The sequence below is a fragment of the Vibrio sp. 10N.247.310.24 genome, from assembly GCF_041467175.1.
Classification (GTDB): Bacteria; Pseudomonadota; Gammaproteobacteria; order Enterobacterales; family Vibrionaceae; genus Vibrio; species Vibrio tasmaniensis_A.
Map to the genome: position 1 here is coordinate 1 of NZ_JBFSUD010000083.1, position 18966 is coordinate 18966.

The 18966-nt window shown below is 44.8% G+C and carries 17 protein-coding genes; 6 read left to right on the plus strand and 11 right to left on the minus strand.

Annotated features, from left to right (window positions below):
• The first annotated feature begins 84 nt into the window (after positions 1-84).
• From AB6E08_RS19295 to AB6E08_RS19305, 3 genes are all read left to right on the plus strand, one after another.
• A complete protein-coding gene (locus AB6E08_RS19295; RefSeq protein WP_371696015.1) occupies positions 85-759 on the plus strand; it encodes an ATP-binding protein in 675 nt (224 codons plus the stop codon).
• A 497-nt stretch (positions 760-1256) separates the two neighbouring features.
• Entirely contained in the window at positions 1257-1814 is a 558-nt protein-coding gene (locus AB6E08_RS19300; RefSeq protein ID WP_017101946.1) for a VC2662 family protein, read from the plus strand.
• Between the two features lie 273 nt (positions 1815-2087).
• Positions 2088-3521: a sensor domain-containing diguanylate cyclase gene (locus AB6E08_RS19305; protein ID WP_081326131.1), complete on the plus strand. Its 1434-nt coding sequence runs from the start codon at positions 2088-2090 to the stop codon at positions 3519-3521.
• 127 nt (positions 3522-3648) lie between these two features.
• Here the strand turns inward: AB6E08_RS19305 and AB6E08_RS19310 are convergent, their stop codons facing one another.
• Positions 3649-4137 carry an MgtC/SapB family protein gene (locus tag AB6E08_RS19310; protein ID WP_009847921.1) on the minus strand — a complete coding sequence of 163 codons (489 nt, stop codon included), beginning with the start codon at positions 4135-4137 and terminating at the stop codon, positions 3649-3651.
• 143 nt (positions 4138-4280) lie between these two features.
• Positions 4281-5303, minus strand: coding sequence for an EF-P beta-lysylation protein EpmB (gene epmB, locus AB6E08_RS19315; protein WP_017101944.1), 1023 nt, complete (start codon positions 5301-5303; stop codon positions 4281-4283).
• Between the two features lie 33 nt (positions 5304-5336).
• Here epmB and efp point away from each other — a divergent pair, with 33 nt between their 5' ends.
• The gene (efp, locus tag AB6E08_RS19320; protein ID WP_009847919.1) at positions 5337-5903 is read left to right on the plus strand and encodes an elongation factor P; all 567 of its coding nucleotides are present in this window, start codon (positions 5337-5339) and stop codon (positions 5901-5903) included.
• Positions 5904-6171: 268 nt separating this feature from the next.
• On the opposite strand, the gene frdD is transcribed toward efp, so the two are convergent.
• The 4 genes from frdD to frdA are packed head-to-tail and all read right to left on the minus strand — an operon-like array spanning position 6172 to position 9533.
• Positions 6172-6549: a fumarate reductase subunit FrdD gene (gene frdD, locus AB6E08_RS19325; RefSeq protein WP_009847918.1), complete on the minus strand. Its 378-nt coding sequence runs from the start codon at positions 6547-6549 to the stop codon at positions 6172-6174.
• Between the two features lie 11 nt (positions 6550-6560).
• Positions 6561-6944, minus strand: coding sequence for a fumarate reductase subunit FrdC (gene frdC, locus AB6E08_RS19330; RefSeq protein WP_017097244.1), 384 nt, complete (start codon positions 6942-6944; stop codon positions 6561-6563).
• Position 6945: 1 nt separating this feature from the next.
• On the minus strand, positions 6946-7710 hold the full coding sequence (locus AB6E08_RS19335) for a succinate dehydrogenase/fumarate reductase iron-sulfur subunit (protein WP_009847917.1): 765 nt from the start codon (positions 7708-7710) through the stop codon (positions 6946-6948).
• Complete coding sequence (gene frdA / locus AB6E08_RS19340) at positions 7710-9533, minus strand: fumarate reductase (quinol) flavoprotein subunit (protein WP_017101943.1); 1824 nt, start codon at positions 9531-9533, stop codon at positions 7710-7712. The genes AB6E08_RS19335 and frdA overlap by 1 nt, the downstream gene beginning before the upstream one ends.
• Positions 9534-9984: 451 nt before the next feature.
• On the opposite strand from frdA, the gene epmA reads away from it, so the two are divergent.
• On the plus strand, positions 9985-10956 hold the full coding sequence (epmA, locus tag AB6E08_RS19345; RefSeq protein ID WP_372067105.1) for an elongation factor P--(R)-beta-lysine ligase: 972 nt from the start codon (positions 9985-9987) through the stop codon (positions 10954-10956).
• A 33-nt stretch (positions 10957-10989) separates the two neighbouring features.
• On the opposite strand, the gene AB6E08_RS19350 is transcribed toward epmA, so the two are convergent.
• The 5 genes from AB6E08_RS19350 to rsgA all read right to left on the minus strand — a co-directional run bounded on the left by AB6E08_RS19350 (position 10990) and on the right by rsgA (position 18036).
• A complete protein-coding gene (locus AB6E08_RS19350; protein ID WP_372067108.1) occupies positions 10990-11877 on the minus strand; it encodes a DMT family transporter in 888 nt (295 codons plus the stop codon).
• 160 nt (positions 11878-12037) lie between these two features.
• The gene (locus AB6E08_RS19355) at positions 12038-13918 is read right to left on the minus strand and encodes a methyl-accepting chemotaxis protein (RefSeq protein ID WP_009847913.1); all 1881 of its coding nucleotides are present in this window, start codon (positions 13916-13918) and stop codon (positions 12038-12040) included.
• A gap of 290 nt (positions 13919-14208) precedes the next feature.
• Complete coding sequence (locus tag AB6E08_RS19360; RefSeq protein ID WP_029223843.1) at positions 14209-15624, minus strand: DASS family sodium-coupled anion symporter; 1416 nt, start codon at positions 15622-15624, stop codon at positions 14209-14211.
• Positions 15625-15943: 319 nt separating this feature from the next.
• Positions 15944-16855 (minus strand): archaetidylserine decarboxylase, encoded by a 912-nt coding sequence (gene asd, locus AB6E08_RS19365; RefSeq protein ID WP_017097249.1) that lies wholly within the window; start codon positions 16853-16855, stop codon positions 15944-15946.
• A gap of 125 nt (positions 16856-16980) precedes the next feature.
• Entirely contained in the window at positions 16981-18036 is a 1056-nt protein-coding gene (gene rsgA / locus AB6E08_RS19370; RefSeq protein ID WP_012603102.1) for a small ribosomal subunit biogenesis GTPase RsgA, read from the minus strand.
• A 150-nt stretch (positions 18037-18186) separates the two neighbouring features.
• Here rsgA and orn point away from each other — a divergent pair, with 150 nt between their 5' ends.
• Complete coding sequence (gene orn / locus AB6E08_RS19375) at positions 18187-18732, plus strand: oligoribonuclease (protein WP_372067113.1); 546 nt, start codon at positions 18187-18189, stop codon at positions 18730-18732.
• Positions 18733-18966 lie beyond the last annotated feature (234 nt).

The following is an 18966-nucleotide window of genomic DNA, read 5'->3' on the forward strand; positions in this document are numbered from 1 at the left end:
GAAATACGCGAAACGGGGTTGTTCTATCTTTAAATTTAATTACGCAACAAAGCCGTTCAAAACACATCTATTGATGATATCGATATGGACTATTTTTCAGACTTTTTCCAAAATGTTGTTGGTGAAGATTTGTCTTCTCAATCAAGAAGTCATAGCGAGCTGCTAGGGTCGATGAACTTGATGCAAGAAGATAATTTAAATCTATGTGGTACGTTGTTGTTGGCACGGCAGCCTCAATTCAAATTACCAGCATTCATTGTAAAAGCAGTCGCTTTCCCTGGTACGGATATCACAGACGAAGAGTACAATGATAGTAGAGATATTCATGGCAAATTAGGTGTTACTTATCAAGAATGTATGAGTTTTATACTTACCAATATCCGTCATGTGCAAGCTGGGCAAGGTTTTAATTCTGTAGGGGAACCTGAAATACCTAAAATTGTGTTTGAAGAGTTAATTGCTAATGCATTGATCCATAGGGACTACTTCACCAAAGCTCCAGTGAAATTATTTGTGTTTTTAGATCGTATAGAAATCATTAGTCCTGGGCATCTACCAAATAACCTCACTATTGATAATATTGTTAATGGTAATTCTAACAGTCGAAATCCAATCATTGCTTCATTTGCGAGATATGTGCTTCCATATCGTGGTATTGGCAGCGGTGTTCAAAGGGCGATAAAAAATTGGCCCAATATTGAATTTATTGATAATAGAGATAAAAATGAGTTTAAAGTTGTGATTAAGAGAGAGTGTTGATCTTATGTGCATAACTAAGCTTAGAATTAAATTACTTTAGTTGTTTAGCACCTGTCTATAGAGACTCTAGGGTGTAATGAGGGGTACAGTTGTTGTGTCTTGTTTTAATTTTCTCTTTAAACAAAGGCTTAGCTAATCCTGGGCGGCATGATGTAAATCATCCCCCTTTCTCGTAACAGAGAAAGTCATACATAAGCTTTAGAAAGCGGAGACTTCGGTCTCCGTTTTTTTATGCTTTGAAATCGTCACTCTCGACAGCGAGGCACGAGCGTGATAGGGAATCCTTATCGTCTACTTATAGAAACCTGACTGCCAATGGTTACTCTTGCCTCTCATGATATCCTCCGCTCAATATTGCTCTTTATGATTTTGAGTCTTATATTCAATGGTACAGTTATGACATTGATTTAACATGGATAGCTGTTGAGTGAAGGACAATAAATACTTGATTGAATATAGATTAATCAAGTCAACAATAAGTCAGTGGAGACTCCCCAATGAAAAAATCACTTTCAGTACTTGCTATATCTGCAGCGGTAATGGCACCGGCAGCATTTGCTTCTTCGCCTGTTATGTTTTCAACGATTAATGGTTTCAACGCTCCGGATTCAGATGCGGTTGGCGGTGTACGTCTGGCTCTGCTTCACGGACAAGTTAATGACCTTAAAGGTGTCGACCTTGCGGTTGTTGGTATGTCTGAGACGCAAACCACAACAGGTGTGAACCTTGGTATTTTTGGTGCATCAAAAGTAAACCAAGAAATGACAGGTGCTTCACTAGGTTTCTTTAACTGGAACACAGGTAAAACAACAGGTGTTAACCTAGGTGCAGTTAACATTACTAATGATGTAAAAGGCGCGAACGTGAGTTTCGTAAACTATTCTGAAGGGAACACTATGGTGGATGTAGGCGCTGCGAACCTTTCAGAGGTGTCGACGGTTCAGGTTGGTATCTTCAACAAAACCAACAAGATCGAAGGTGTACAGATTGGTTTGATCAACTGTGCTGACAATGGTTTTTTCCCGTGCTTCCCAATTGTGAATTTCGCTAAGTAAGACGGTAGCCGCGCTGGTTTCAATATTGGTGAGCGACGTTCTTACCAAGGCTTAAAGCTATCCATGATTGAACATATCAACGCCTTTACTTCTATGTTTAGGCGTTATTTTACATCTGTTATCTCACTCCTTAGACGTTACTGTAAGCATGTTGTTTTATACTCTTGTTGCGATGTTCTCACTTGTGGGTACAATGTGCGCTAAATTTTCAACGATGATTTATATGCTTTGATTAATCCCCATACCGTCGATTTTAAAAAGGCTTTCTTATGTCTGACCGCCAGCTTTTTAGTGGTTTTTAGCTTGTTACTTGTTGATTCAGCGGAAGAGTCAGAAAAGCAGTATGGAATTGAAAACCAAGGCGTGACACGCTCTTTAGCGGAGCTTACACAGATTATTAATGCGCTTGAATATAATATTACCGCACTTTATCCGGTGCGTGGGGATACCTACGTATTCTCACATGAGCAAAAGGTCGAAGGTGATACGTGTTACTTCATTAGTGAAGAGCAAGCTGCCCCTCGATTTGATTTTATGTTCTCTGGCCCAAGTGAGATGTGCGATCTAAAGTCGGAGCTTCATTTAGAAGCAGGTAGGCGCATGTTTATCGCACCCACCATGGCTTACTTTGCGAATACCATTGATACCATCTCTGCGATTTACTTTATCTCCAAAGATAAATTTATTATATCGTCGCCTTCCGATTTCGCCCGTTACATTAAAGGTGACACCTTTGATTCAGTCGTCAATAGTCGCCCTTATTGGGTGAATACGATTCGTTTTGGCTTATCTCAGGGTCAAGACCAAGTGGTGTATACCGGCCAATACGATGACTACCTAACAGGGAAGAAGGTAGTGACCTTAACCAAGGGTATCTATGTTGATGGTGAGTTTAAAGGAGTACTCGGTGTTGATGGTTACGTCTCTAATCTCGTCTCGAATCCCGTACATGGATACAAGGTGACGAGCGCAAGAGGAGTAAACAAATATGGGCTGTTGGACTTTACCTATTCACGACCTTTGTACGTCGATGGAATTAATACTGAGTTATACCTGACTATTGAAGAAGGAAAGAGTGAGCACTTCTTACATTTGCTGGAACTGGAGCGGGTTCAATTACTGATTTTGTTAGCTTTATACTTTATCTCAGCACTATGGTTGTGGCGGTTTTATACCAAGCAAGAGCACAAACGATTGAAGAATTTAGCGATGCTCGACCCATTGACTGGTTTATATAATCGGCGTGGTTTTGAAGCTCGGTTGCTGAACCAAAATGAGGAGCCAATTATTGGTGTTGGCGTATTTGATATCGATGATTTCAAAGTGGTGAATGACCAGTATGGTCATAAGGTGGGAGATGAGGTGATTTGCCATGTTGCTCAGTTAATGCTGAACAGCGTTAGGCAGAAAGATATCGTGGCGAGATTTGGTGGTGAAGAGTTTGTTGTCGCGATTGCGGGCGAATCATCCGAATTACTTTCATCGATTTTTGAACGAATCCAAAATGACATTAGTTTACAAAGCTATCGATGTGCGACCGGTGACAAGATTAATATATCAGTCTCCGGGGGAGCGACGCTTTACTCTCTGTACAAGTTCGACAGTATTGGACACTTGTGGGAAAACCAGAGTATTCGTTCATCAGATGAGCAGCTTTATAAGGCGAAGGCCGCAGGCAAGAATCAAGTGTCTATTCACGTACATTAATCTGTGAACTGCAGTTTAGAGCCTAGTCGTTTGCTAGGCTCTTTTTTATCTAAGGAAAAAGACCTTTAAGATGAAACAGTAGCTAAGAACAAAATGCAGCTAAGGCCAAATGTCTTCCGACGAGGTGTTACTTCTTCACGCGGACTTTTCTCATCCACTTCTGATGAACACCACGGCGTAAGCTCTGGAAGCTGTTTTCTACTTTGTCGACACCAAGCAGAATCACTAGCGCCATTAGCGTGATAATAACCGACTGCGAAAGGTGGCCAAGTGCGATCATCATACCTAATGCAGCGAGTACCCAGATAATCGCCGCAGACGTGACACCATGAATCTTTCCATCCAATGTCATCATTACCCCAGCACCAAGGAATCCAACCCCCGTAATTATCTGACCAAGTACACGAGCTTGATCGAGTGTGTTGGGGGATAGGCTAATCGCCATGGTGAGGAAGAAGTAAGTACCGCTAATGATAAGGATCGATGTCCGTATTCCGACGGGTTTACCGCGTGTTTGCCTTTCGATTCCGATTAAAGAACCACACAACATGCATGCTGCGAGGCCTGCCCAGCTAAAGGGGGCAAGGTTGAGAGCTTGTTCTATAAATTGTGACATATCACCCCTCCTAAGAATTTAGAATAGAGCCGAGTATGCTAATAATAGACCGGACGATCGAACAAAAAATTTTTGTCGTGAAGGTGCATTTAGCAACGTGTTGTCGTTACAGATAAGCTTAGTCGCTTTTTGAAGCTCGCTCGCTATTCAATATGCAGATCGAGTGGCGTCTTGCTGCTGCGTCCGCCAATTTCACGGGTTAACTTAGGTACTAGATAGCCAGAAACCTCAGAGATTAATCCCTTAAAGTGATGTTTCGCTTCTTCATCGGAGATATAGAAATGAGCAGCGCCCTGAACTTTATCAAGTACATGCATGTAGTAAGGTAAAATACCGGCGTCGAATAGCTTTTCACTTAACATTTTCAATGAGTTAGCGCTGTTATTTACGCCTTTTAGCATCACGCCTTGGTTGAGTAGAGTCGCACCAGCTTGCTTAAGCTTATGAAAGGCTTGCTTGAGCTCTAAGTTGATTTCATTGGCGTGGTTGATATGGCTGACCATCACCACGTTGAGGCGAGTTTGAGCTAACAATTGGCATAGTTCGTCAGTCACTCGTGCCGGAATCACGACAGGTAATCGGCTGTGAATTCGAACGGTTTTCACATGTGGAATTTGTTCGATGGCATTGATCAGCCAACCTAGTTCGCTGTCCTTTGCCATCAGAGGGTCGCCCCCAGATAAGATCACCTCGTTGATCTCGGGATGTTGAGCCACATAATCGAGGCTGGTCTGCCAAACAGACTTCGATCCTTTGTTATCTTGATAAGGGAAATGACGACGGAAGCAGTAACGACAGTTAATCGCGCAGCCACCTTTCACGATCATTAGCGCGCGACTTTTGTATTTATGCAGCAACCCTGGGATTGCGTTTTCTTGCTCTTCTAAGGGGTCAGCAGAATAGCCTTGGTGCACCTCAAATTCTTCACTTAGCGGTAAAACTTGTCTTAGCAAAGGGTCGTGTGGATTGCCTTTTTCCATTCGCTCAACAAAGCTAAGAGGAACTCGAAGTGAAAACAGCTCACGTGCTGCGAATCCTTTTTGCCACGGTGTTGGGTCTATTTCCAATGCTTCAAGCAGTTTTGTCGGGTCAGAGATCGCATTCGATAGTTGTTTGAGCCAGTTTTGCTCAACAGATTCGACTTTTCGGGTTATGATATGCGGCATTGAAATTAACTCAAAGATGTGGAAGAGAAAATCATGGCGTCAGTAAGCACCAATGAATTCAAAGGCGGTTTAAAATTCATGTTAGATAACGAGCCTTGCGCAATTATCGACAATGAATACGTTAAGCCAGGTAAAGGCCAAGCGTTTAACCGTGTAAAACTTCGTAAACTGCTGTCAGGCAAAGTGTTAGAGAAAACATTCAAGTCAGGCGAAAGCTTCGAGCTTGCAGATGTTGTTGACGTTGAACTAGGCTACCTATACAACGATGGCGAATTCTACCACTTCATGAACAACGAAACATTTGAGCAAATCGCAGCAGACGTAAAAGCAGTCGCTGATTCAGCAAAATGGTTAGTTGAAAATGACGTTTGTACTCTAACGTTGTGGAATGATAACCCTATCACTGTTACTCCGCCAAACTTTGTTGAGATCGAAGTAACTGAAACTGATCCTGGCCTTAAAGGCGATACACAGGGTACGGGTGGTAAACCTGCAACTCTAGCAACAGGCGCGGTAGTTCGTGTACCTCTATTCATCGCTATCGGTGAAGTTGTTAAAGTTGATACTCGTACTGGCGAATACGTTGGTCGTGTGAAGTAATTTGATTGTGTTCACCCTGTTTGGGGTGGCTCAGTGAAATAGAAAAGGTCGCTTATGAGCGGCCTTTTTCGTATCTGACGTTTGAGAAAGAGCAGATACGAGTAAACGAGATGAGAATAGCGGGAAGATCAAGAGCGAGTGAGTTAGATGTGCGAGATTCGACAAGTAACAAAAAAGCAGAACAAGATAATCCTGTTCTGCTTTTAGTATTTTCGTTCTTAAACTCTTCGAATCTCAGTTACCCGAATCTCGAATCTGCTCTTAACTGTTAAATCATAAAAATGAAGATAACAGATAGCGCGCTGATTAGGCCTGCAACGAAGTAGCAACCCACTTTACCTGCAACACCAACGTGGAACTTAAGGTCGTGCATGCCGTGGTGAAGACGGTGCATTGCGTGCCACATTGGCAGTGCTAGCGTACCGATGATGAATAGCGCACCGATAATGCTGGTGGCAAACTCAGAGACACGCTCGTAGCTCATTGCATCCGCATCGATTATGCCCATTGGCACCAAGATACCCAGCACTAGAATCGTGATTGGTGTAATCATCGCGAACCAAGTACCGCCAGCGCCGAATAGGCCCCACCAGATTGGTTCATCAGAGCGTTTCGGATTGTGGTTAACATTGTAATTTGTGTTCATAACGAAGCTCCTTACACCACCATCAGAACGATTAAAGAAATAAATGCCACCGCTGCCCACTGGGTCAGTACGATGATTCTTTTATCTACCAATTTGCCTTTAAGACGGATTGGCATTACTTGAGGCATCATGCTGAAGAAGGTCTGAGCGTGCAGTAAGCTGCCAAGCAGTGCTACGATGTTGATACCAACAACGATAGGGTTAGCCATAAAGCTCAACCAACCTTCCCACGCTTCAGGGCCTTTCACTAGCGAACCCAAACCGAAGGTTAGGAACAGAGTGAATAGAATCAAAGGCAGTACAGTCGCTTCACGTAGCATGTAGAAGCGGTAGAACGGATGGTTGCTCCACCATGTTCTCTTCATCTCACGAACATAAGGCTTACGATTGCTCATATTATGCCTCCTCTGCTGTTTTTACTTGCGATCCATCAGGCTTGAACATCGAGATAACGAAGTCCATTGAAGACTCAACTTTGCCTTGGTTAACTGCCGCTGCTGGATCTACTTTCTTCGGACAAACGTCAGAACAGTAACCTACAAACGTACAGCCCCAAGCACCGTTGTCGCCATTGATAAGCTTCATGCGCTCAGCTTTACCATTGTCACGGCTATCTAGGTTGTAGCGGTGAGCAAGAGCAAGTGCCGCAGGGCCGATGAACTCAGGATTTAGACCAAACTGAGGACACGCTGCGTAACACAAACCACAGTTGATGCAGCCAGCGAACTGTTTGTACTTCGCCATTTGCTCTGGAGTTTGGATGTTAGTGCCGTCTTCTGGCTTACGGTCGTTACCAATGATGTAAGGTTTGATTGCTTCCAGGCGCTCGATAAACGGCGTCATGTCGACAATCAAATCTTTCTCGATTGGGAAGTTAGCTAAAGGCTCGATCTTGAAGCCGTTCGGGTAGTCACGTAAGAAGCTCTTACATGCCAGTTTTGGCACGCCATCAACCATGATGCCGCAAGAACCACAAATCGCCATACGACAAGACCAACGGTAAGACAGGTCTTTATCTAGGTTATCTTTGATGTAACCAATCGCATCAAGTACCGACATGGTTTCATCAAATGGAACTTCAAAGGTTTGAAAGTGAGGTTCTGCATCGTGCTCAGGGTCATAACGCAGAATTTCAATTTTTTGGATTCGATTCGCTGACATTATGCTTGCTCCTCTTCGCTCTTCTTCGCATTCTCTTCTGCCGCTTTTTCAGCAGCAGCGGCTTTCTCGGCTGCTTCACCGTATAGACGAGCTTTAGGTTGAGATTTAGTAATCTTAACGCCGCTGTAGTCGATAGTTGGTGCTGCATCTTCGTTGTAGAAAGATAGAGAATGTTTAAGGAAGTTCACGTCATCACGTTCTGTGCAGTTGTCGTCTAGACGTTGGTGTGCTCCGCGAGACTCTTTACGAAGGATCGCTGAGTGAACCATCGCTTCGGCAACTTCAAGGCCGTAACCCACTTCGATAGCGTAAAGTAGGTCAGTGTTGAACACTTTGCCTTTGTCTTTAATGCTGATCTTCTTGTAGCGAGCTTTCAGTTCAGTGATTTTGTCGATGGTTTCTTGCATCAAGTCTTCTTGACGGTAGATACCACAACCCGCTTCCATGGTGTGACCCATTTCAGTACGGATATCAGCCCAGTTCTCGTCGCCTTCTTGAGCTAAGATGCCTGCGATGCGATCTTCAACCGCTTTCACTTGCTTAGCGATAGACTCTTCGTTCCAGCCTTTGAATTCAGCAGCGCGTTTCACCGCTTCTTCACCAGCTACGCGGCCGAATACTACGAATTCAGCAAGAGAGTTAGACCCTAGGCGGTTTGCGCCATGTAGGCCAACTGAAGCACACTCACCAACAGCGAATAGCCCTTTAATGCGAGTTTCACAGGTACCGTTGGTTTCAATACCACCCATGGTGTAGTGAACGGTTGGGCGAATTGGGATTGGCTCTTTTGCTGGGTCTACGTTTACGTACGCTTTTGCAAGCTCACAGATAAACGGAAGACGCTCTTGCAGGTACTCTTCACCAAGGTGGCGAAGGTCAAGGTGTACGACATCACCAAGTGGGTGCTTGATGGTGTTGCCTTTCTGCTGCTCGTGCCAGAATGCTTGAGAAACTTTGTCACGAGGACCCAGTTCCATGTATTTGTTTTTCGGCTCGCCCACTGGAGTTTCAGGGCCCATGCCGTAATCTTGCAGGTAACGGTAGCCGTTCTTGTTGACGATGATACCGCCTTCACCACGACAACCTTCGGTCATCAAGATGCCAGTGCCCGGTAGGCCTGTTGGGTGGTATTGAACGAACTCCATATCACGCAGTGGTACACCGTGGCGATAAGCCATTGCCATACCGTCGCCAGTTACGATGCCGCCGTTGGTATTACAGTGGTAAACACGACCTGCGCCACCGGTTGCTAGAACAACAGATTTTGCTTTGATGGTAACAAGCTCACCTTCAGACATGTGAATCGCGATTAGGCCTTGTACTTCGCCATCTTCAACGAGCAAATCCACCACAAAGTACTCATCAAATCGTTTGATTGTGTCGTACTTCATCGAAGTCTGGAACAGAGTATGAAGCATGTGGAAGCCGGTTTTATCCGCTGCGAACCACGTTCTCTCTACCTTCATACCGCCGAATCGGCGTACGTTTACTTCACCGTTTTCTTTACGACTCCATGGGCAGCCCCATTGTTCCATTTGGATCATTTCGCGAGTCGAGTTTTCAACAAAGTATTCAACAACATCCTGTTCACATAGCCAGTCGCCACCACCAACAGTATCGTTGAAGTGGTTATCTAGGCTATCTTCGTCTTTAATTACCGCTGCTGAACCGCCTTCTGCCGCTACCGTGTGCGAACGCATTGGGTAAACTTTAGAAATCAGTGCTACTTCCAGTTCAGGATTAGCTTCAGCCGCAGCAATAGCTGTACGAAGACCAGCGCCGCCTGCGCCGATGACTGCGATATCTGTGGTAATTGTCTTCACAGTTATTCTCCAGTGTGATGCGGAGTATTCCGCTTGTAATTATAAAAAGCCTATTTAGGAGGTTCTAAATCGTAGGAACTATTTAGCGCCCCTAAGCCTTAAGTGGTAGGTTCAGTGTAAGAGAGGAAGGTATTCGAAAAGTTGATGCATTTGGGTTTTTAGGTCGGTAATGCATATGGAGGCATAGAAATTATAGGTTATGTGACTGCAATCACGGCAATGAATTGTTGATAACGATTAACCCACAGGACGGGTGTTAACGGCTTGTTGAGTATGATTTTTGTTATCAATGTTGATGTGAAATCTGTATTGATAATTGTATTGTAGAACGTAATTTTCTGGCTTCATTAAAACAACATTTTGCTTTCACGAATAGAAAGATAGAAGCTTACAAAAGCGATGAAAGGTGGTAATTTTCGTCGCCTAGAATTCAGTAATATGGAACTCAATAATGCACTCTACATGGCAACCGGCCGCAACCATTAAACAGTTAAAGCAACGTGCTGATATCCTTAATCAAATTCGTCAGTTCTTTGCTGAGCGAAACGTGATGGAAGTGGATACGCCTGCGATGAGCCACGCCACGGTGACGGACGTGCATTTACATACCTTCAAAACTGAATTCGTAGGGCCAGGTTATGCGCACGGCCAGGCACTATTCTTTATGACTAGCCCAGAGTTTCATATGAAACGACTGTTAGCGGCGGGCAGTGGCTGTATCTACCAAATTTGTAAGTCTTTTCGTAACGAAGAAAATGGCCGTTATCACAACCCTGAGTTCACTATGTTGGAGTGGTATCGCGTTGGTTTTGATCATCATGATCTGATGGATGAGATGGATCTGCTGTTACAGCAGGTACTTAAATCAGGCACAGCAGAGCGAATGACTTACCAACAAGCCTTTATTGATGTGTTAGGTGTTTGTCCGCTGGAAGATTCGATGGATACGCTAAAGCAAGCAGCTGCGAAACTAGGGCTCAGCGACATAGCTGACCCCGAGCAAGATCGCGATACGCTCTTGCAGCTTCTGTTCAGTATTGGGGTAGAAGCAAAGATAGGCCAAGACGTGCCTGCGTTTGTTTATGACTTCCCGGCATCGCAAGCTGCGTTAGCTAAGATCAATCCTGATGATTCAAGAGTAGCGGATCGCTTTGAGGTATATTTCAAAGGAATTGAGTTAGCAAACGGCTTCCACGAGTTAGATAAACCGCAAGAACAACTTAAGCGCTTTGAAGATGATAATACCAAACGTATTGAGATGGGCTTATCGCCTCAACCGATTGACCATCATTTGATTGAGGCATTAAAAGCGGGCTTACCAGACTGTGCGGGTGTTGCTTTGGGTATTGATCGTCTGATCATGCTGGCGTTAGGTTATGACCACATCGATGACGTGACGGCTTTCCCGTTCCCGCGCTCTTAGCTCTCTATTCAGTTAGTCCTACTTACCGTTTGGCTAACTGACCAAAATACCAGTACCCACTACGGCAACAATGGCACCTATCCAAGCGTAGACGTTCGGTCTCTGCTTGGTGTATAGCCAGAGTATCGGTAACAACATGATGGGTGTGGTTGAAGATAACAGAGCGACCATACCGACATTGCCTTCCTGCAACGCATACAAAATCAACGTCATTCCTACTGCCATCGCTAGAAAACCATTAACCGCGGTAATCGCGAATATCTGCTTATTCATTGGGTTAAGTGCGCGTGAAAGTTTGGCGCCTGTTAAACGAAATGCGGAGTGAGCAATAAAAGCGGTGATCATTCGAATGGCAGAAGCGGCAACAGGGTCTATGCTGGTTTGCATCACGGGTTTGGCAATGATGCCGCCCAATGCTTGGCAGATCGCTGCGGTGATTCCCAGTACGACACCAATCCACACGGTGCCCTTGATGGTTTCAAGCTGGTTGTTGGCTTGTCCTCGACGACCAAAGAATATCGCAGTTAATACACCACTAAACACCAAAGCCGAGCCAATCAGCTCAACAGAAGTCATGCTTTCACTAAACAGGAAGTAACCAAGAATCGCCGAGAACACGGCGTGACAAGAGAACAGTAAACCCGCTTGGCGCGGTCCCATTCGGTTCAAACAGGCAAATAGGGCGGTATCACCAATGAATATACCAATCAGGCCAGATAGCATCATCGGCGTGATTAGATTGGCTTCGACAGTTGACCAACCTCCGGTAAACCAAGCCATGCTCGATAAGATGATCGCGGTACAACCCATTCTCCAACGGCTATAGGCGAAAGAACCTAAGTGTTGGGCAGGCTTTACTGACATTAGGCTCGCAATGGCCCAAAGAAAAGCGGCAGCTAGAGCTAACCATTCAAATCCCATCTGAATAACATCCTTGTGTCTGGGATAAATTAGCTCATCAATATGCATCAAACCGAACTGAGAACAAAGTGATTCTTATGAAAGAACTACTTTGTTTCAGTTATTAGTTTATGTCAGCTGTCGCTCGGTGGTGTGGTTCACTTACTTTGCTTGAGTCGCGCTATACCTTAAAGCGCTCCACGTCTTGGCGCATCGACTCGGCAGCGCTACTCATTTCATTTGAGCTATTGCGACTGCTTTCGGCTTGCTGTGCAAGGTCATCAGAGGCATCCTTGATTCCTTGCGTATTACGGCTGATGTCTTCGCTGACCGCGCGTTGCTCTTCCGCAGCACTCGCTATTTGCAGCGCCATATCGTTGATTTCCGTGATCGCTTGCGTGATTTTAGTCAGGCTGCCATGAGCTTGCTCTGCGAAGCCAACGCTGTTCTCTGCCAGTTGAGTGCTGGTGGTCATGCTTTCAACGGCATGTTCGGTATTTTTCTGCAGCGTATCAATCATCACGCGGATCTCTTCGGTCGAGCCATGCGTTCTTTGGCTGAGCACTCGCACTTCATCGGCGACAACGGCAAACCCACGACCTTGTTCACCCGCTCGAGCGGCTTCAATCGCCGCATTCAATGCCAACAGGTTGGTCTGTTCGGCAATGCCTTGAATGGTGGATAGGATCTGGTTGATGCTTTGAGCATTACTCTCTAATTCACGAATAACATTGGCTGCATCTTCAACCTGAGTCGCAAGACCTGTAATCGCATCGCGGTTTTGTTGGATAACCTCTTGGCCTTCGTTACAAGCGGTAGCGGATGCCTGAGAAGCGGAGGCGGTTAATTCGGCATGGCTGGCCACTTCAGCTGCGGTGGCGGACATTTCATGAATCGCCGTCGCAATTTGGTTGATGTCGTTTTGTTGATTCTCGACTCGAATCGAAGATTGCGTAGCCAGTTGATTGGCTTTTTCCGCATGGTTGTTTAAGTCGTGACTGTGCTCGATTACGCCCTTAAGCATGCTTTGCATCTGGCTCAAGAACTGGTTCACGAGCTCGGCAAGTTTGCCAATTTCATCCATGCGTTTGATATCAATACGCTGAGTCAGGTCGCCTCTGCCTTGAGCAAGCTGAGTCAGTGCTTCAGACAATGTTTGCAGTGGGTGCAGCAAGCGGTTAATCACCATTGTGCTCGCAATCGAAATGACGATGTATAAAATCAAAGAGGTAAGCGTGATAAATTGAATGGCATCGGATACCGCAGAAAATGCCATTTCTTTATCGATCACAATACCCAATGACCAATCGGTATTCGGAACGTTAGCGATGTAGACCATTTTATCGCCTTGACCAGGCCAAGTTAACGTCGTGATCATTTGGTTTTGGAGCAGTTGTGATACTTTGTCGACCGTTAGCTCAGGGTTCAAATTCGTCAGTGGTTTCTGACTCAACTCTTCATCACTGTAGGCGACGATGTTGTTATTACCGTCGACTAAAAAAGCAAAACCGTCATTATCGAGTTTTACATTGAGTACGGTATCAATAATGCTGGTTACGGTTAAGTCTGCCGCGATAACACCCTGTCTTTCACCATTAAATGCTTTAGCGAAACTGATGACAATGCTGCCGTCAAAATCTTGATAAGGTTCGGTAATGATGAGTTCGGATGTCGCGTTTGCATCTTTATACCAAGGGCGGGAGCGTGGGTCGTAGTCTGCTGGCCAATCCTCAGCCTTGTCGCCATAAGCTATACTGCCATCGCTGAATCCTGCATAAACAGACAAGAATTGCCCCGCTTGCTTGGTGATCAATAACTCGCGATCAGAGTTGCTATTGCTTGAAATGGTCGATTCATTGGCAAGCATCATATCACTGCGGATTGATAACCAATCGGCAATGTAGTTCGTCGTACCAACACTCACGTTTTTCACCTGTTGGTTGATCGCAACTTCAGTTTCTTGAGTAAGCTGATTAACAGATATCCAAGCTTGAGCGCCACTTACGACGGCAATAATAACCGCGATAGCGATCTGAATTTTGAACTTAATAGTATGTCTCAAGGTTTATCCCTCCTTCTTGGATAAAGGCTAATGACAGCGACGCGTTGGATTGCGAACGGATGTGTCTCTGCTAGGTGTCTAGTGTCGTTATATTTAAAGTTCGAAACGTGTTGAAAATCATAATTTAAATATATATATGATTATTTTTAATAAACAGTGAAGTGGAATCACAATTGGTTGCTGCTAAGGTGTTAATTGTTATCAGGATTTATCGTATTAGTTAAAACCTGGTAGCCCGCCAGCTAGCGAGATCACGATTACTAGCTGGACGGAAGGGAGGCATTGACGTGCTAAGTGATAATAAACAGCGCGAGATAGACCATCAGTAAGCCGACAATCCCTAAGATGATACCCATCTTCGCCATATCTTTGCTTTCGATAAGCCCAGTTGAGTAGGCCAGCGAGTTTGGTGGCGTCGATACTGGAAGAATCATCCCGAGCGATGCCGAGAAGGCGACCACAACCAGCAAGCCTTGTAAGCCTCCAATTGCTACTAGGCTTTCCATAGAAGCGCCAATCGCAGCTGCTATCGGCATCAGCAAGTTTGCGGTAGCTGTGTTCGACATGAAATTAGCCATTAGCCAACACACGATAGACAGCGTTAGTACCACTGCAGTCGGCGAGAGCGATTCATAATCAATCGCGTGTGCGAGTGCAGCGGCTAAGCCTGTTTTATCCAAGCCAATCCCAATCGCAATACCACCCGCAACCAGCCACAACACATCCCAGTTAATCAGCTTGAGTTCTTCTTTACCCATGATGCCAGTGAGAGTAAAAACAGCCAGTGGAATGATAGAGACCACATAAGTGTTCATGCCATGCAGTTTGGTGGTCATCCACAATAAGATTGTCGCAGCGAAAGTGATGTAAACCACAATCGCTCGCCAGCTCTTTTTAAATTGTCCATCAAGCTTGAGAACCATATTTCTTTCTTTAGAAGGGAAGAGTTTTTGTAGGAGGAACCAAGCGATGGTGAGTTGGATGATCACAAAGGGTAAGCCCATCATCATCCAACTAAGGAAGTCGATACTGTTTTCGCCAGTTAGGTATTGCAGTGCGATCGCATTGGGTGGTGTACCTATTGGTGTTGCGATGCCACCAGTATTGGCGGCGATTGGAATACACAACACGAGCGCTTTAATCCCCATGTCGCCTTTTGGTGCAGAGGCTACGATAGGACCTAGCAATGCGAGCATCATTACCGTTGTTGCGGTATTTGACATGAACATTGAGAACACGGCGGTGATAAGCATTAAACCCAGCATAATAAAGCGCGGTTCTGTGCCAAATGGTTTGAGCAGCACACGAGCTAAATTGTTGTCGAGTTCGTATTTGGATGCGGATATCGCAAGAGCAAAGCCACCCATGAAAAGGATGATGATTGGTGACGAAAATGCACCGAAGATGTCGGTATATTTGATTAATTCACCGAGATCGTGTCCTGCTGGTGGGTTTCTAAATAGATGTAAACCCTTGTCGGAAATCATCACCAGTTCAAGCGCAATGATCAGAATTGACGTGGCGAATACTGGAACGGGTTCAAGCACCCACAGTAGAGCTGCTAGTAAGAATATCGCCAACAAGCGGTGTTGAATCAGCGTGAGGTCATCGATAGGTATGGAATCTATTGGCATGAATAACACGCCTAAGGGAATCGCAAAACAAATCAACAGCTTGACCAGAACGCCAATATTGAGTTTAGGCATGTACAAAGACCCCATGAATAAAATATCTTCAAATAGAGTAAGTTATCTGGATTTTTGGTACTTGGAGACGGGTTGTAAAATCGAAAAGTTGTTTAAGGTTTCGACAGTTGTTTTGCTTTTGGTCAATATTTCATCTGGGCAATTAGAGGCAAGAGTGAGAAGCAGCAGGTGGCTGGGCAGGGGGGAGGATTGAGGTTTGAAAGCTTGGGTTGTTAGAGCTTGAGTAGGAAACGAATTGGTAGAGTTCAGAAAAAGGCGCGTTCTTCTCTGATATAGAAAAAGTAACGCGCCTTTAAACTAAATGAGTTAACTCAGATCGTTAAGCTTGGTCAGTGTTCTCTGCTGAATCAACAGCTTCAGTCTCAACGTCTTTACCCGCAATGTGCGCGAAAGGAGTGCCTAGAACGGTTTTCTCACCATTCTGCATAGTGTCGTCAAACTTGATTGCATCTTTAGCAAACAGGTTGATAACCGTTGAACCAAGCTTGAAGCGACCCATCTCTTCGCCTTTCTTCAAGACAATAGATTTATCACCTTGTGCTGGGTAATCCCACTTGTAAACCGAGTTACCGCGAGGTGGCGTGATGGTGCCAGCCCATACTTGCTCGATGCTACCTACGATAGTTGCACCAACCAGCACTTGTGCCATTGGGCCAAACTCAGTATCAAAGATACAAACCACACGCTCGTTACGTGCGAATAGGTTTGGAACGTTCTCTGCCGTTAACGGGTTAACTGAGAACAGGTCTCCGGGAACGTAGATCATCTGACGCAGTGTGCCGTCGCATGGCATGTGCACACGGTGATAATCACTTGGCGACAAGTAAAGCGTTGCGAATTCACCGTCTTTAAACTCATCGGCTAGGTCTGCATCACCACCAAGCAACTCACGTGCTGAGTAGTTATGGTTTTTAGCTTGAATCAGTTGACCATCAGTAATTGGGCCAAACTGACTTACACGTGCATCAGCAGGGTGAACAATAACAGAGTCACCTTCTGCGATAGGGCGCATGCCTTCTTTCAATTCACGTACGAAGAATTCATTGAATGTCTTAAAGTGTTTTGGATCGCTATGCAGAGCTTCATCCATGTTCACTTTGTATTGCTTGATGAACCAGTTAATGATCGCTGTCGTTAAACCACCCGCTTTAGCAGACGCCAGTTTACCAACTAAACGAGTCAGGCCATGTTGTGGGATCCAGTACTGCAATCCAACTTTAATCTTATCCATTGTATTAATTTTCCAATGCTAATTGTTTTTCAATTAAATCTGTCGATGACGGTTTAGGGCGCGAGATGTTACTTAAGTTCGCGCCAATTGTCAGTAAATGCACACATTTGTTCACAATAATGCGATTATAGATCGGCTTTCTTGCTTCGTGAGTACTGACGGTTATCTTTGTTGTCAGCCATTGTTTCAATAATGCGATGGTAGCTAGCAAAACGTAAGCGGCTAATTTTTCCGTCTTCAACGGCTTCACGCAGAAGACATCCTGGGTCGTCATTGTGTTTACAATCGCGGAACTTACAGCCACCTAGGTATGGCTTGAATTCAATGAAAGCATCTGTGACTTCATCGGGTTCTAAATGCCATAGGCCGAATTCACGTACCCCTGGGGAATCGATAAGATCACCACCAGAAGGGAAGTGATACAAACGCGCTGCTGTGGTGGTGTGTTGACCCAGTCCTGAGTTTTCAGAAACTGCGCCTTCTTCAATGTCCAATGTTGGCATTAGTGCATTCACTACGCTGGATTTACCTACGCCAGATTGACCAACGAAAATGTTGATACGATCTTTCAGTTCAGCTTCCAACTCTTTGATGCCGTAACCCGACTCTTTACTCACGAACATGACTTTATAGCCGATTTTCTCGTATATCTTCAGTGTTTCGCGGTATTCGCTAATTTGTTGTTCTGTCAGCAAGTCAACTTTATTGAGTACAACTAAAGGAGCGATATTCACCGTTTCAGAGGCGATCAAGTAGCGGTCGATGATATTAAGTGATAGCTCTGGTAGTACAGCTGAAACGATAACCATTTGGTCTACGTTTGCGGCAACCGGTTTGAGGCCGTCATAGTAGTCAGGGCGAGTTAGCATTGACGTTCTTGGCTCAACGGCTTCGACAACACCTGAGATGCCAGCCATGGATTCTAAGCCTGCACGCCAAGTTACTCGGTCACCAGAAACTAAAGTCTCAATACTACGGCGTAAGTTACAACGGTGAACTTCGTTGGTTTCAAGATCTTCGATATCGGCATGTTGACCAAAGCGCGTAATCACGAGTCCGCTTTTTGTTCCGCCAAGCATGTTCTCGTCCCATTGGATAGAATCTTCTTTCTTGAGTCGCTTGTTCTGGTTGCTACGTACGCGACGTACCTGACCTTTGGTTAACTTCTTTTTTTTAGCCACAATTTTTCACTTAACACATCTAACTTGATGATTGGGAACTCAAACAGGATGTTGCTACTGCCATATGATTTCGATGGCTCTAAAGCTAGTTTGAGTATAGTTATTTGGGTATAGTACCTCTTTTATACATAAACAAATAGGCGACGCCTTATGTCCTTTAGCGATCTGAACCTTATTTGGGTTGATCTCGAGATGACAGGACTTGATCCTGAAACTCATAAAATCATTGAAATTGCTACTATCGTTACTGATAGTGAGCTTAATATCCTGGCTGAAGGACCTGTTTTGGCTATTCACCAACCTCAGTGTGAATTGGACAAGATGGACGAGTGGTGCACAACGACTCACACCGGCAGTGGCCTAGTGAAACGAATTCAAGACAGTACAGTTTCAGAACAAGATGCCATTCAACAAACGATTGAATTTCTGGAAAAATGGGTACCAAAAGGTAAGTCACCAATTTGTGGCAACAGCATTGGTCAAGATCGCCGATTCTTATACAAGCATATGCCAGAGCTGGAAGAGTACTTCCACTACCGCTATGTTGATGTTAGCACCCTGAAAGAGCTGACTCGCCGTTGGAAGCCTGAAGTGTTAGATGGTTTTTCTAAGTCGGGAAGCCACCTTGCATTAGACGATATTCGAGAGTCTATTGCTGAGCTGCAGTACTATCGAAAAACGATTATTAACATCTAATCAGATCAAATGTTCACGTTTATCTAACTTTTCAGGGACATAAGAGCTATTTTTTTTGCAAATATGTGTGCTTTTACAGCAGTTGAGTAAAAACTTGCTGATTTTTGCATTAAGGACTTGCATCACAAAAAAATGCTCTTATAATTCGCAGCCCTGAACGGCGAAAGACGTTTTCAGTTTGCGATACTAGCTCAGTTGGTAGAGCGCAACCTTGCCAAGGTTGAGGTCATCGGT

Bases quoted from the DNA above. Each gene is read 5' to 3' on its own strand.
- AB6E08_RS19295 (WP_371696015.1), top strand. From the start codon at position 85: ATGGACTATTTTTCAGACTTTTTCCAAAATGTTGTTGGTGAAGATTTG.
- AB6E08_RS19300 (WP_017101946.1), top strand. From the start codon at position 1,257: ATGAAAAAATCACTTTCAGTACTTGCTATATCTGCAGCGGTAATGGCA.
- AB6E08_RS19310 (WP_009847921.1), bottom strand. From the start codon at position 4,137: ATGTCACAATTTATAGAACAAGCTCTCAACCTTGCCCCCTTTAGCTGG.
- epmB (WP_017101944.1), bottom strand. From the start codon at position 5,303: ATGCCGCATATCATAACCCGAAAAGTCGAATCTGTTGAGCAAAACTGG.
- efp (WP_009847919.1), top strand. From the start codon at position 5,337: ATGGCGTCAGTAAGCACCAATGAATTCAAAGGCGGTTTAAAATTCATG.
- frdD (WP_009847918.1), bottom strand. From the start codon at position 6,549: ATGAACACAAATTACAATGTTAACCACAATCCGAAACGCTCTGATGAA.
- frdC (WP_017097244.1), bottom strand. From the start codon at position 6,944: ATGAGCAATCGTAAGCCTTATGTTCGTGAGATGAAGAGAACATGGTGG.
- AB6E08_RS19335 (WP_009847917.1), bottom strand. From the start codon at position 7,710: ATGTCAGCGAATCGAATCCAAAAAATTGAAATTCTGCGTTATGACCCT.
- epmA (WP_372067105.1), top strand. From the start codon at position 9,985: ATGCACTCTACATGGCAACCGGCCGCAACCATTAAACAGTTAAAGCAA.
- AB6E08_RS19350 (WP_372067108.1), bottom strand. From the start codon at position 11,877: ATGGGATTTGAATGGTTAGCTCTAGCTGCCGCTTTTCTTTGGGCCATT.
- AB6E08_RS19360 (WP_029223843.1), bottom strand. From the start codon at position 15,624: ATGCCTAAACTCAATATTGGCGTTCTGGTCAAGCTGTTGATTTGTTTT.
- asd (WP_017097249.1), bottom strand. From the start codon at position 16,855: ATGGATAAGATTAAAGTTGGATTGCAGTACTGGATCCCACAACATGGC.
- orn (WP_372067113.1), top strand. From the start codon at position 18,187: ATGTCCTTTAGCGATCTGAACCTTATTTGGGTTGATCTCGAGATGACA.